6 protein-coding genes are annotated in these 15,200 nt (G+C 44.3%); 3 read left to right on the top strand and 3 right to left on the bottom strand.

Annotated elements, in window-relative coordinates; genetic code table 11:
• Positions 1–371: 371 nt before the first annotated feature.
• Together DWX84_RS19875 and DWX84_RS19870 are read right to left on the bottom strand one after the other, a co-directional pair.
• Complete coding sequence (locus DWX84_RS19875; protein WP_005866428.1) at positions 372–1,946, bottom strand: RagB/SusD family nutrient uptake outer membrane protein; 1,575 nt, start codon at positions 1,944–1,946, stop codon at positions 372–374.
• 27 nt (positions 1,947–1,973) lie between these two features.
• Positions 1,974–5,120, bottom strand: coding sequence for a TonB-dependent receptor (locus tag DWX84_RS19870; protein ID WP_048927820.1), 3,147 nt, complete (start codon positions 5,118–5,120; stop codon positions 1,974–1,976).
• 358 nt (positions 5,121–5,478) lie between these two features.
• Between DWX84_RS19870 and DWX84_RS19865 the strand changes: the two genes are divergently transcribed.
• The 3 genes from DWX84_RS19865 (at position 5,479) to DWX84_RS19855 (ending at position 12,508) form a co-directional block, all read left to right on the top strand.
• Entirely contained in the window at positions 5,479–7,833 is a 2,355-nt protein-coding gene (locus DWX84_RS19865; RefSeq protein ID WP_008779639.1) for a GH92 family glycosyl hydrolase, read from the top strand.
• Positions 7,834–7,842: 9 nt separating this feature from the next.
• Complete coding sequence (locus DWX84_RS19860) at positions 7,843–10,113, top strand: GH92 family glycosyl hydrolase (RefSeq protein WP_036613973.1); 2,271 nt, start codon at positions 7,843–7,845, stop codon at positions 10,111–10,113.
• 118 nt (positions 10,114–10,231) lie between these two features.
• Positions 10,232–12,508 (top strand): GH92 family glycosyl hydrolase, encoded by a 2,277-nt coding sequence (locus DWX84_RS19855; RefSeq protein WP_009017175.1) that lies wholly within the window; start codon positions 10,232–10,234, stop codon positions 12,506–12,508.
• A 38-nt stretch (positions 12,509–12,546) separates the two neighbouring features.
• On the opposite strand, the gene DWX84_RS19850 is transcribed toward DWX84_RS19855, so the two are convergent.
• On the bottom strand, positions 12,547–15,087 hold the full coding sequence (locus tag DWX84_RS19850) for an ATP-binding protein (protein WP_121961369.1): 2,541 nt from the start codon (positions 15,085–15,087) through the stop codon (positions 12,547–12,549).
• Between the last annotated feature and the right edge of the window lie 113 nt (positions 15,088–15,200).

The raw sequence follows: 15,200 nt of genomic DNA, 5'->3' as shown, positions 1-15,200 counted from the left end.
ATCTGTGAAGTAAATTTAGGCATAGTCATGTGTCAAAGTAAAAGATGCTTATGAAGTACTAGTGACTTGGCAAAGTAATATATACTGCATGGGCAAAATAAGTATATATCCTTTGAGCAAGTCAGTAGTATTGCTCAGAAAATCATTTTTTTTCTTCACCTTCCAATCGTCCTTCTAACTTAGCGGAATCTAGTACGTTATTTCTTGCTCTTTTGTTTTCATAGTTGAAAGTGAATAATAAGACAACCAAACCAAAATTCTGTATATTATACATTGTTTCATGCAACTTGCTGACTAATCAAGCTACCAAAAAGAGAGGGAAGGATGATCGCTCATTCCCTCCCTCTCTAGCCATCAGTTATTGAAATTTATTATTGAACGGCATAACCCTCATTTTGAGTCAAACTCGGGTTACGTTGCATCTCGTTCAAAGAGATCGGCCATAACAAGTCGGAAGACTTGAAGGTCGCGCCGGAAGCGTTCTTTGCGCCAACTAAGTCAACGTATGTAACCTTACCCTTCTCTGTAGAAGAGATTACAGGGAACTTACCTGTACGCAAACAGTCATCCCAAATCTTGAATTCCAACGGGAACTCACGCAAACGCTCTGTCCAGCATTCCTCGATAAAGGCCTGCTTACCTAATTTCTGAAGATCGGCAGTAATTGCGGCTACCGTCTTACCTTCCATGTTTGCACGAGCCTTAACTTGTGCCAAATAGCCGGCAGCCTCAGCTGTTACACCTTGAGACTGAGCGATAGATTCAGCAGCGTCAAGCAAAGCCTCTGCGTAACGGAAGATATCACGGTCTTTCGTAGAACGTCCTGTGTTCAACAAAGCGTCCTCATCATACCAGAACCAGCAACCACAAGCATTCTCAGGAGCCGTCCAAGTCTTGCCATTATCCGGATTTGTATAATTCCAATGGAAGAATTGATTTGGCTGGATACGTAAGTCGTTTGCCGCATACACGTTCAAGAATTGATTCGTTGGCCCGTATGTACGCTCAAAGATAGAATACGTACCAAATATAGCTGTAGCCGCTGAGTTGAATGCATAAGTAGGCCACCAACCACCGTTACTGATCGTTGCGTTGTACTCATAAGAATAGATAGACTCAGCCAAACCGTCTGTCGTACGGATCTTATTATAGGCAGAACCCAATGCTAAATCATCGTTGGTTGCCAAAGCATGCGGAGAATCGATCACCGTCTTTACCGCAGAAGCAGCGTCGGCATACTTACCTTGTTGCATATAAACGGAAGTCAAAACCATAGCGGCAGCATACTTCGTGATACGGTTACTATTGTTGTAGAAAGTAGCAGCCGGCAAAGCATTAACGGCATCCTTCAAGTCGGATTCGACCTGAGCATATACTTGCTCTACAGAAGCACGCTCCAAATACATGTTCTCCATAGATTCGTACGGCTCTACTGTCAATGGAACACCACCAAAGATCTTCACCAAGTTGAAGTAGTTCCAAGCTCTAAAGAACTTTGCCTCACCGATCAAACGATTTGCCAAAGACTGATCCATTGAGATCTCGGGGATATACTTGATAGCGCCATTAGCTACGTTGATAGCCTTGTAGCAATCATCCCATATACCGTCAATAGTTACGGAAACAGTCATCGTATTCTGCTGACGAGTCAACTCGCGAGAATATTTACAAGTCAGCTCCTGACCTTCATAACTGTTTGTAAAGTAACCGGTCAATTGTCCTGTGATAGAGGCAAACGGACCTACGTAAGCACTACCCGCACCTGTGAGCTTACTTGAAGCTCCCGTACGATACAAATAGTTCACGTTAGCCTGAGCTTGAGCCTCTGTCTGGTAATAATCCGGGGCTGTCAACGATGACTTCGGTTTCTCTTCCAAGAAATCATTACATGCGCTGAACCCGGTTAAACAAGCGCATGCAATCGCTACTGTCAATATTTTTTTCATTTCTAAAAATTCTACTGATTAAATGAATTAAAATGTTACATTAACACCGAACGTGAAAGTTCTCGCTCTTGGATAAGAGAAGAATACCATGTTCTGACCGAACTTATTACTATCACCCTGCGATGTACCCTCAGGATCGTAACCTGTGAAATCGCTAGCAGTAATCAAGAATAAGTTATTCGCACTTGCGTACAAACGCAAAGCAGACAAACCGATCTTGCTAATCACGTTTGAGTCAAAAGTATAACCCAATTGCAACATGTTACAACGCAAGTAAGAACCATTGGCGATCCATTGAGAATCTACTGTCGTATCCTGACCTGCATGGCCTGAGTTACACAAGTAAACAGCCTGTTGCATCGTGTTCGGGTTCGATCCGTTATATGCGTCATATAAAATATTGCTCAAACCATTCGTGATACCGAAACGGTCGTAAGTAGAGTGGTAGAACTGTTGCATGGTCTCAACACCCCATACGAACTGCAAGTCCATCGTCAAATCGAAGTTTTTGTAAGAGAAGTTGTTGATCCAGCTTCCAGTCCAGTCCGGCATACCTTTGCCGATGATCTCTTTCTTATCCGTACGTTTCGCACGACCGATCTGGTTCTTCTCGCACAAGCCGTTATTGAAATCTTCCTCCGTATAAACACCCAAACGTCTGTAGCCATAGAAAGAACTCATGTTCTCACCTACACGCAAGATACTTTCAGAACCACCTACCCAGCTGTTCATCTCGATATCCTCATTATTGTCGCCCAACTGAAGGATCTTGTTCTTGTTGAAGTTTAAGTTAATCGTAGAACTCCAATTGAAGTCTTGTGTCTGAACTGGGCGTGCGCTGATCATTAAGTCCATACCTTGGTTTCTTACAGAACCGATATTCTTATACACTGTCGTGAAACCTGTAGTGTGAGGAATCGGGCAATCCAACAATAAGTCGGTTGTCTTCTTGTTATAGTAAGCTACATCGAAAGACAAGCGGTTCTGCCAGAATCCAATCTCGAAACCAACATCAAACTGACCAGTCTTCTCCCATTTCAAATCCGGGTTCGCCATAGAGCTGATGTAAGAATACGGAGCGCGAATATCGTTGATCAAAAGCGTACCAGAAGAAACACGAGCCAATGACCGATAAGTGTCAATCTCGGAGTTACCAGTCAAACCGTAGCTAGTGTGCAACTTCAAATTGCTGATCGTGCTTTGATCTTGCATGAAATCCTCTTGAGAGATATTCCAAGCCAAACCTGCAGATGGGAAGAACGCATACTTGTTGTTTTCACCAAACTTAGAGGAACCATCGACACGACCTGTTACGGTTGCGGAGTAACGATCTTTATATGTATAAGCGAAACGCAAGAAATAAGAGTTCATCGCCCACCGATCGTAAGAAGACTCAGGAGATGCCGGAGTTGTACCTGCGGACATATTATTGTCCTCAAAGAAATCATCCGAGAAACCTTCTGTTCGTGCCTTATTCCACTTTTGCACACGCTCTTGCCAAGACAAACCAGCCATAGCGTTGATACGATGATCACCGAATACCTTATTGTAAGTCAAGTAAGTCTCCTCCTGCCAATAAAGTGTATTCCAATTTTGGTACTCAGCCCAACCATTCGGCATGGAGATGTTGTTCAAATCGATAGAAGAATAACCTCTATACGTTTTATTATGATGGTCAAGACCTAGTTGAGTCTTCAAATCCAAACCTTCAGCCAAGTGGAATGTCAAAGCGGCGTTACCAAACACCTGCGTGTTGTAGCGCATACGTTTTTGCATATCCAAGATCATGACTGGGTTAGACATACCCTCAAAGCCTAATACATCACCAATGGAAGAAGAGGTAGAAGTGGTATATTTACCATTCTTATCGCGAATCGGCATCCAAGGAACCATCTCGATCATGGTACGACGAGCCTCTTGGCCACCACCATCCTCAGGCGTATAACGCCCCCATGTATGGTTAACCAATACATTGACTGCCGTAGACAACCACTTCGTAGGATTTGCGTCGTATGCCAACTTCGCATTAATACGCTTATTATACGTATTGTTTACAATACCCTGTTGATCCGTATAGTTCAAGAAAGCACCCATTGAAGAGCTCTTACCCGCTTGTTGGATATTCAACTGATGGTTGTGAGAAACCGCAGTACGAGTAGCCTCATCTTGCCAATTCGTATCATACAGAGGATTACCGTTTGCATCAAAGAAATCTGAATCATTAAACCAATCAGCACGGTTCAAAGACCAATTTTTACCTTGCCACTTATTCTCGTTTTCCAGACCAATCATGAATGCGTCACACCACTCTTGGGCGTTCATCGTATCCATCTTACGAGCGATATGGCTTGCGCTGACAGATCCTTGATAGCTAACCTGTACACCTTCACCATCTTTCTTACCACGCTTCGTAGTTACCATGATAACACCATTGGCACCACGAGCACCGTAGATAGCGGCAGCGGAAGCATCTTTCAAGACCTCCATAGACTCGATATCATTCGGGTTCACCAAGTCGAAGTTCTCCATAACAACACCGTCTACCACATATAGAGGGTTTGAAGAAGCGTTGATAGTAGCCATACCACGGATAACGACACGGTTAGAATAAGCACCCGGCTGGCTGGAGTTTGAGAAGATGTTTACACCAGATACCTTACCGCGCAAGTTGTCTAGCGCACTAAAGTTTTGATTCTTTGTCAAGTCGTCTCCTTTAGCCACACCGATAGAACCGGTCACGTCTGACTTACGCATCGTACCATAACCTACAACTACAACCTCGTCCAAAGTTTGAGTGTCCTCTTTTAAAGTTACTTTTATTGAAGATTGATTTCCCACCGGGATCTCTTGGGACAAATAACCGATATAGGATACCACCAAGATGTCATTTGCGGACACGCCTTCCAACGAGTAATTACCGTCGAAGTCCGTGATCGTACCATTTGTAGTGCCTTTCACCACCACGTTAGCGCCAATAACAGGCTCACCTGTACCGTCAACAACCACACCTGTTACTTTCTTGCCTTGCTGCACTGCCATTACTTCATCAACCGTGCCTGCGGGAGCGGGAGCGGCCATAGCGGCGTTTACAGAGAAGGCAGAAAGCAGCAAACAGAACGCTGAGGCTTTAGCTATCCCCTGAATGGATAATAGCTTAGATTCATTCTTTGTCATTTTGCTCTTGTTTTAAATTAAGTTTAGATTGATTACATTTATATGTAATATTATATTCTAGAATAGACATAGTTCGTACGGAACTCGCATGTGATATTTAATCTTTTTCGGGAATGATAAAAGTGCGATGAATAGGGCATGATCTAGCTCATTGGATTTCTTTTTTCTAATTCTTTTTGTTAGATTTGCACCTAGATTCGTATAATGCTAGAAATTCATAAGAAAGAAAGGGATATTTCTAAATAAATGACACGAGAATCACTTTCTATTCATGTTAATTAAATGGATATTTGTAGTCCAACTATGAATATAAAACACAAAAACGGATAAATTATATTATTAATTAAATAGCTATATCATGAAGAAAAAAAGCGTTTGGGCTTTAGCTTTAGCGGCGATGTTGATGTGGGTGGGAAAACCTGCGGTAGCGGCTGTGAATGAGGCTTTTGATCCAGTAGAGTATGTAAACCCGCTAATGGGTACGCAATCTTCTTTTGAGTTGTCTACAGGAAATACCTATCCGGCGATCGCTCGTCCGTGGGGTATGAATTTCTGGACTCCTCAGACAGGAAAGATGGGAGATGGATGGCAGTATGTATATACGGCTAACAAGATCCGTGGCTTTAAACAGACCCATCAGCCAAGCCCGTGGATCAATGATTACGGACAATTTGCAATCATGCCGGTGGTTGGTAAACCGGAATTCGACCAAGATAAACGTGCGAGCTGGTTCTCGCATAAAGGAGAGATCGCCAAGGCTTATTACTATAAGGTATATCTGGCGGAGCATGACGTGGTAACGGAATTAACGCCGACAGATCGTGCCGCTATGTTCCGTTTCACTTTCCCGGAAAACGAGCATTCTTATATCGTGGTGGATGCCTTGGATAAGGGGTCTTATATCAAGGTGATTCCGGAGGAGAATAAGATCATCGGTTATTCAACGAAGAATAGCGGTGGGGTTCCCGATAATTTCAAGAATTATTTTGTGATCGAGTTTGATAAGCCTTTCACATACGAGGCTACATTTGCCGACGCTTCTTTGAAAGAGGGTGCGAAGGAGCAAACGAGTGACCATGTAGGAGCCGTAATCGGTTTCAAGACGAAGAAGGGTGAAATCGTTCATGCGAAGGTGGCTTCCTCTTTTATTAGCTTCGATCAGGCCGCTATCAACATGAAGGAATTAGGTAACGATAACTTTGATACCTTGGTTCAGAAAGGTAAGGATGTTTGGAATGAGCATTTGAGCAAGATCGAGGTTGAGGGTGGAGATTTGGATCAATATCGTACGTTCTATTCTTGTTTCTATCGTTCATTGTTGTTCCCTCGTAAGTTCTATGAGATCAACGCTCAGGGCGAGGTGGTACACTACAGTCCGTATAATGGTGAGGTATTACCGGGTTATATGTTTACCGATACCGGATTCTGGGATACGTTCCGTAGTTTGTTCCCATTCTTGAACTTGATGTTCCCGTCGGTAAACAAGGAGATGCAAGAGGGCTTGATCAATACATATAAGGAAAGCGGCTTCTTCCCGGAATGGGCAAGTCCGGGTCACCGTGGTTGCATGGTCGGTAATAACTCGGCGTCTATCTTGGTAGACGCTTATATGAAGGGTGTGAAGGTTGACGATTTGGAGACTTTATATAAAGGTTTGATTCATGGTACGGAAAACGTTCACCCGAAGGTCTCTTCTACAGGACGTCTGGGTCATGAATATTATAATAAGTTAGGATATGTTCCTTACGACGTGAAGATCAACGAGAACGCCGCCCGTACATTGGAATATGCTTACAATGACTGGTGTATCTGGCAGATCGCTAAACAACTAGGCCGTCCGAAAAAGGAATTGGAATTATATGCCCGTCGTGCGTTGAACTATAAGAACCTGTACGACAAGGAAACCAAGTTGATGCGTGGCAAGAATGAGAATGGCGAGTTTATGGCTCCGTTCTCTCCGCTGAAATGGGGTGACGCTTTCACGGAAGGTAATAGCTGGCATTATTCATGGTCTGTATTCCACGATCCTCAGGGATTGATCGACTTGATGGGCGGTAAGGATTCATTTGTGATGATGCTTGACTCCGTATTTGCTGTACCGCCTTTGTTCGATGATAGCTACTACGGTGGTGTGATCCACGAGATCCGTGAGATGACCGTGATGAATATGGGTAACTACGCTCATGGTAACCAGCCGATCCAGCATATGATTTATTTATATAACTATGCGGGTCAACCTTGGAAGGCTCAATATTGGTTACGTCAAGTAATGAATAAGATGTATACTCCGGGTCCGGATGGTTATTGCGGTGATGAGGATAATGGCCAGACTTCCGCTTGGTATGTATTCTCAGCGTTAGGATTCTATCCGGTAGCTCCGGGTACGACCCAATATGTGTTGGGCGCTCCACTGTTCAAGAAGGCTACGATCCATTTTGAGAATGGAAACAACTTGGTGATCAATGCCCCGAACAACAGCGATAAGAATATCTATATCGAATCCATGACGTTCAACGGCAAGAACTACACTAAGAATTATCTGGATCATAACGATTTGTTTAAGGGTGGCGTGATCGACTTCAAGATGGGTGACAAGCCGAATATGAATCGTGGTATTAATCCGGAGGATATGCCTTACTCATTCTCCGTAAACGAGGAAGGGATCAATAAACTTTCCCCTATTTCTGTAAAACCTAGTAAAAAGAAGAAATAAGCAATTAAGATGAATTTCATTCATAAACCATTAATGTCAGGCATAGCGATATGCCTGACATTTTTCGCATACTCCTGTGCTACACCGGAGAAAACGGAAAACAAGACAGACTTTACCGCATATGTAGATCCTTATATCGGATCGGGAGAGCACGGACACGTATTTGTCGGGGCGAACGTTCCGTTTGGAGCTGTTCAAGTAGGTCCTCAGAATATTTTTAAGGGATGGGACTGGTGTTCCGGTTACCATTACTCCGATAGTATCATTATCGGATTTAGTCATACGCATTTGAGCGGAACCGGATGTTCTGATCTGGGGGATATCCTTCTGATGCCTTATACGGGCGAGGTACGTACCGCCCGTGGCGAGCAAGATAATATAGAGGGAGCCGCTTCTTCCTATTATAAACATGCCAACGAAGCTGTAGCTCCGGGATATTACTCTTTGCTGATGGATAATGGCGTAAAAGCGGAGTTGACGGCAACCGAGCGTGTAGCCTTACATCGTTATACGTATCCGTCGGGAAGCGAGCATCGCCTCTTGATCAACTTGAAGGAAGGTATCGGTGATAAAGCGTATGACACTTATTTGAAGAAGATTGATGAGTACACGATCGAGGGGTACCGTTTTTCCAAAGGTTGGAGCCCACGTCACAAAGTATTCTTTACGTTGAAATGTGATCAGCCGATCGAGTCTTTGGCTGTATTCAACGATGATGAGGCCGCGGGTAATGATGAGTTGACAGGCGAGTCCGTAAAGGGAGTGATTACCTTTAAGGGAGATGCCCCGACCGCCTTGGTAAAGGTCGCTATCTCTTCCGTAAGTTGCGAGAATGCCTTGGCTAACTTACGTGCGGAGCTTTCTCATTGGGATTTCGACGAGGTTCGTAACGAGGCTATCGATAAATGGAATGATCAATTATCTTGTATCTCCATCGATACGAAAGATGAGCGTGCCAAGAAGGTTTTCTATACCGCCATGTACCATGCGTTTATCGCTCCGACGTTGTATTGCGACGCGAATGGCGATTTCCGTGGCCATGACGATAAGGTGTATACGAACAATACTTGGAAGAACTATTCCACTTTCTCTCTATGGGATACGTATCGTACCTTGCATCCGTTGTTCACGATTATCAAGCCTCAATATGTGTCGGATTTGGTGAACTCGATGTTAAGCATTTACGACCAGCAAGAGAAATTACCGATCTGGCCGTTGATTGGTGGTGAGACGGATCAAATGCCGGGATATAGCGCTGTGCCTATTATTGCGGATGCCTATCTGAAAGGTTTTACCGGCTTTGACGCCGACCGTGCGTATCGTTATATGGTTGCTTCCTCTGTCTATGAGAAGCAAAACGGGGTGCCGTACGTGTTGGAAAAAGGCTATATCCCTTGTGATAAGGTACGTGAGGCTACTTCTATCGCGATGGAATACGCAGCCGATGATTGGGGTATCGCCTTGATGGCGAAAAAAATGGGCAAGACGGAGGATTACCAGAATTACTTGAAACGTGGTAAATATTATACGCAGTATTTTGATAAGGATATCAACTTTATCCGTCCGAAAATGAATGATGGCAACTGGCGTACGCCGTACGATCCGATCCAGTCCATACATAGCGTAGGCGATTTCTGTGAGGGAAATGGTTGGCATTATACATTCTTCGTGCCCCAGCATCCGGAAGGCTTGATCGAGTTGATGGGTGGCGACGCTCCGTTTATCTCGAAACTGGATTCTTTGTTCTTGGTGGAAGGTGAGTTAGGAGAGAACGCCTCTCCGGATATCAGTGGCTTGATCGGCATGTACGCCCATGGAAATGAGCCGAGCCATCATGTCACTTATCTTTATCCTTACGCCGGCGAGCAATGGAAGACAGCCGAGAAAGTTCGTTACATCCAAGATGTGTTCTATACCGACCAGCCGGAGGGCATCATCGGAAACGAGGATTGTGGCCAGATGTCCGCTTGGCATATCATGTCTGCCTTGGGATTTTACCAAGTAAATCCTTCCAATGGTGTGTTCGTGTTCGGTAGCCCATTATTCGATAAGGCTTCCGTTCATTTGCCGGAGGGTAAGACTTTCGAGGTCGTAGCCCAGAACAACAGCAAGGAGAATGTATATATCCAATCCGTGTTGCTAAATGGTAAACCTTATAACAATTCTTATATCCTGTATGATGATATCGTGAAGGGAGGGAATCTTACCTTTGTGATGGGAAGTACACCGAATAAGGAGTTCGGAGCTGCCCCGGAAAATCGTCCGAAGACGGCTGAGTAAATAGCTCCCTTACCAGTGAGCGGCTTGCTCAGTTACTAGTGAGACAACGTCTCACGGATTGCCGGGAAAGTACCCGGCTGAGAAGCAAAGAATAATTAACGAATTAATAATCGACAAAATGAAGACAAAGCTTAAAACTTCGATGGCCCTTTTGGCTTCCGCTTTCCTGTGGGTGTCATGCGCCGGTGGGGGAGGGACTTCTCCTTCGGCGATGGACCCGGTGGATTACGTGAATCCTTATATGGGAAACATCAGCCATTTATTGGTGCCTACTTTCCCGACCGTGCATTTGCCGAACAGTATGCTACGTGTATATCCGGAGCGTGCGGACTTCACGGGCGACCGTCTGGGCGGTTTGCCTATTATCGTGACAAACCATCGTGAGCGTTCCGCGTTCAATTTATGCCCTTATCAAGGTGACGAATCCGGCTTGCGACCCGTGATCGCTTATAGCTATGACCGGGAGAAGATCTTGCCGTACCGTTATCAGGTATATCTGGATAATGAGGAAATCGACGTGGACTTCGCCCCGTCCCATCAAAGTGCCGTATATTCGCTCACTTTCGAGAAAGAGGGACCGGCTTATCTGGTATTTAACAGCCGTAACGGACAGCTACAAGTAAATGGTAATTCCGTAAGCGGTTATCAATATATAGATAAGAAAACGAAAGTCTTTTTATATGCCGAGACGAACCAGAAGCCTGTGAAAGCGGGGGTATTGTCGAACGGCAGTGTCAACTATAACGAGACCTCCGTGGAAGGTACCAATGCCGCTATCGCCCTTTCCTTCGGGGAGGACGTGAAGAAACTTGGCGTTCGCTACGGTATCTCTTTTATCAGCGAGGAACAGGCGAAGAAGAATCTGGAGCGTGAGATCGCCGCTTACGACGTGGATGTGGTAGCGAAGATCGCCCGCAACGATTGGAACGACGCTTTAGGTAAAATACAAGTACAAGGCGGTACCAAGGATGAGAAGACCGTATTCTATACCTCTTTATATCGTTGCTACGAACGCCCGATTTGTTTGAGCGAGGACGGACATTATTACAGCGCTTTCGACGGAAAGATCCATGAGGATGGCGGACGGCCTTTCTATACGGACGACTGGATTTGGGATACCTACCGTGCTACGCATCCCCTGCGTGTCTTGATCGATAATGAGCGTGAGAACGATATCATCAACTCTTATCTCCTGATGGCGGAGCAGATGGGTACCGACTGGATGCCTACCTTCCCGGAGGTGACGGGAGATACACGCCGTATGAACTCAAACCATGCCGTCGCTACCGTGATCGACGCTTACCGCAAGGGCTTGCGTGGGTTTGAGCTGGAAAAGGCTTATATCGCTTGTAAGAAAGGTATCGAGGAAAAGACCTTGATCCCGTGGTCTGCCGCTCCCGCCGGTTGGTTGGACGATTTCTACAAGGAACATGGCTATATTCCCGCGTTGAGACCGGGAGAGAAAGAGACGGTGCCTAATGTATCCATTTGGGAAAAACGTCAGCCGATCGCCGTGACTTTAGGAACTTCGTATGATGAATGGTGCTTGTCCCAGATCGCTCAAGAATTGGGAAAGAAAGACGAGGCGGATTATTATTTGCGTCGCTCTTACAATTACCGGAACGTATTTAATCCGGAGACAGGTTTCTTCCATCCGAAAGATAAGGATGGCAAGTTTATCTATCCATTGGATTACCGTTATGATGGCGGTCTGGGTGCCCGTGATTATTACGATGAGAATAACGGATATATTTATCGTTGGGACGTACAGCATAATATCGGTGACTTGATCTCTTTGATCGGAGGCAATGAGGCGTTTACCTCTGCTTTGGATTCCATGTTCAATACGCCGCTGGGTATGTCTAAATGGCAATTCTATTCCACGCTTCCGGATCATACGGGTAACGTAGGTATGTTCTCTATGGCGAATGAGCCGAGCTTGCATATCCCGTACTTGTATAATTATGCGGGTAAGCCTTGGATGACGCAGAAACGTATCCGTACCTTATTGAATCAATGGTTCCGCAATGATTTGATGGGCGTACCGGGTGATGAGGACGGTGGTGGTATGTCCGCTTTCGTTGTTTTCAGCCAGATGGGATTCTATCCGGTGACTCCGGGTTCTCCTACCTATAATATCGGTAGCCCGATGTTTACCGACGTGAAAGTGGATATGGGTAACGGCAATACGTTCGAGATCCGTGCGAATAATGCGTCCGATGAGAATAAATACGTACAATCCGCTAAGTTGAACGGCGTAACCTTGAACCAGCCTTGGTTCAATCATAGCGATATCGCCGCTGGTGGTTTGTTAGAGTTAGAGATGGGGCCGAAAGCGAATAAGGAATGGGGATTGGGAACGCCTCCTCCTTCTGCCGCTCCGATGCCTAAGTAAATAAAAAAGCGTGTTGCGATTGTCGCAACACGCTTTTTTTATGCCAATACCTTAGCGATTAATTTCTTTAGTTCTTTTATATCAATGGGCTTCACTACATAATCCGTGAATTCACATTGTTTGGCGATCTCCTTTTCCCTTTCGAAAGCGAATGCCGTGAGTGCTATGATCGGAATGGTCTTGGATAAGGTGCGGATTCTGCGAGTTGCTTCGAATCCGTCCATAACCGGCATTTTTATGTCCATTAGGATTAGGTCCGGATGATATGTCTCGAACATATCGATAGCCTCTTGCCCGTTTAGCGCATGATAAAGTTGGTATTGCTTGCCAAACAAGGTTTCCAAAAGGAAATAATTCTCATAAACGTCCTCGGCGATTAAGATGGAATGATGCCTATCTGAACGGGGCGTTTCTTCGGATTGGACGAGGATGTCCGGTGAAAGCTCAATATCAGTCCGTTTTGTGTCCAAAGGCAGAGTGAACCAAAAAGTGGAACCCACCCCTTCTTCAGAGTCTACGCCGATTTTACCTCCTAATGCCTCGATAATGGTTCGGCTGATGGTTAATCCCAATCCCGTACCTTGCTGGAAAGTATCTACCTTGATGAATCGCTCGAATATACGTCTTTGGTTTTCCGCGGAGATACCGATACCTGTATCTTTCACGCAGACTCGGATAAAATCCCCTTCTATCTCATAATAAATCGTGATACTTCCTTTTGTGGTAAATTTGATAGCGTTATTCACGAAATTGGATATCACTTGCATAACCCTCCGCTCATCGGTTTTAACGATTACGGATGGGGAGTCGAGATCAAAGATCAGATCCACGTCTGAAGGCATCTTTATAGAGTCTGCCAATGCGATTTCGCCACATATATCCTTGATGTCCACTTCCTCGAAATGATAATCCATGGTTCCCGCCTCGATTTTAGAGAAATCAAGGATATCGTCGATCAGTTGCAGTAGCAAATCATTGTTTTTATGGATGATATCTAAATAAGATTGACGCTCTACCTCATCATCAATCTCGGCGATTATATTTGAGAACCCGACGATAGCGTTCAGCGGCGTGCGTATCTCATGACTCATATTCGCCAAGAACGCGGACTTCAATTTATCAGCTTCCTTTACCTTGATTAGCTCGATCTCCTTTTCCCGTTGCTGGGTTATATTGGAGGTGTAGCTTACGATCCTGTTAGGCGTTCCGTCATCGTTGAATTTATAGGAGCGTACATTGGAGTTGAACCAGAATGTTTTGCCATTGAGGATACGCCTGTAAGCCGCTACGAAGTTATTGATCTTCCCTTGCAGGAGAGGTTTGAACTGTTTATTATATACCCGGTCAAAATCATCCGGATGGATTGAGGATTTATAGTCTTCTTGATTCTTGAAGTTGTAATCATGAATCGCTTTTAGCCCCTCATTATTATTAATGTCTTCATTGAGGCCAAAATCTACGGTCAATTTATCATTCTCTACATCGTATTCCCAAAGAATGGAATCCCCGGTATCTACCGATACTTTTAGCCGGGCTAGGCTATTTTCGATTTGTTCCCGCTTGATATGATTCTCGGTATCGTCGAATACAATATAAATATAGCCGAATATATTATCAAGAGAGTCTTTTAATGTGACTCCTTTTACCAACAGATGCTTTGTTTTAGAATCATGATGACTATCGTAATAGCCGTTTTGAGAAGCAACCTTGAAATCATAATTAAGTGGAAAGAATATATCTTTTCCGTTTTTGAGGCTTTGGTTTACATATTTCGGGATATTAGGATTCTCGAACATATTCAGTCCCACGGCCTGCTCACGGGTAACACCAAAAATATCGAGATCCGCTTGGTTGATATCTACCAACACTCCATTCTCATCATAAAGTTCGGCGCCCCAAGGCATCTTGTCGAAAATGATCTTGAACTTCGTCTCGCTTTTCATGACTTGCATAGCCGTATGCTCTACTAGTCCTTGAACTTCCCCTCTTTCAATGGCTATGGAAAGGATATCAGCCAACATATGTAAGTTCTCGATATCTAAGGCACTCCAGTTCCGTTTCTTTTTTACAGAATCAAAGCCGATAAATCCGGATGGTTTGCCTTGCTTGAAAATAGGGATGACTAATAAGGATGAAACCTCTTGCAAAATCAGAAGATGCTGCTCACTCTTCGTCTCTTCCGGCATTTTAGAGACATCATGAATAACGATATCCATGCCCTTTTTGATACTGTCGTACCACCAAGGAATCTCGTCTTGCGGGAGTTGACGCAGTAAATCCTCTCGCATAGAGATAATGCCATCACAAGTAACTTCATTCGTAAAGTCAACAGTATGAGTTTGTTCGTCAAATGTTCCGATATATACCCGATCCACATCGAAAAATTGTAAGATGCGGAATAGCGCTTGGTCAATAACCGAGTTTTCTTTGGCTCCAAGAAGAAGTGACAATACATCCGACATCGTTTTTCGCAAATCAATCATATTGGCCAAAATCAAGTCGGTCTTTTCATCTTCTACATCGGTCTTCTTGTCTATAGCCTCATCAAGAAATGTTGTATTGGAATGAATGTTATTCATGATAAATTGAGTGTACTAAATTTATTCGAAAACAAATGTAAGTATAAACTTTGATTATTTTTTGTTTTAGTGTTTATTATATTATTATCGTGGCTTTAAAAATAATTTTGTAC

It is taken from the genome of Parabacteroides sp. AF21-43, from assembly GCF_003635435.1.
GTDB lineage: Bacteria > Bacteroidota > Bacteroidia > Bacteroidales > Tannerellaceae > Parabacteroides > Parabacteroides distasonis.
The sequence above is the reverse complement of the archived record's forward strand: the minus strand, read 5'-3'. Positions and strand labels throughout refer to the sequence as shown.

Excerpts from the sequence above, each read along its gene's own strand:
- DWX84_RS19855 (WP_009017175.1), top strand. The coding sequence starts at position 10,232 with ATGAAGACAAAGCTTAAAACTTCGATGGCCCTTTTGGCTTCCGCTTTC.
- DWX84_RS19875 (WP_005866428.1), bottom strand. The coding sequence starts at position 1,946 with ATGAAAAAAATATTGACAGTAGCGATTGCATGCGCTTGTTTAACCGGG.
- DWX84_RS19865 (WP_008779639.1), top strand. The coding sequence starts at position 5,479 with ATGAAGAAAAAAAGCGTTTGGGCTTTAGCTTTAGCGGCGATGTTGATG.
- DWX84_RS19850 (WP_121961369.1), bottom strand. The coding sequence starts at position 15,087 with ATGAATAACATTCATTCCAATACAACATTTCTTGATGAGGCTATAGAC.
- DWX84_RS19860 (WP_036613973.1), top strand. The coding sequence starts at position 7,843 with ATGAATTTCATTCATAAACCATTAATGTCAGGCATAGCGATATGCCTG.
- DWX84_RS19870 (WP_048927820.1), bottom strand. The coding sequence starts at position 5,120 with ATGACAAAGAATGAATCTAAGCTATTATCCATTCAGGGGATAGCTAAA.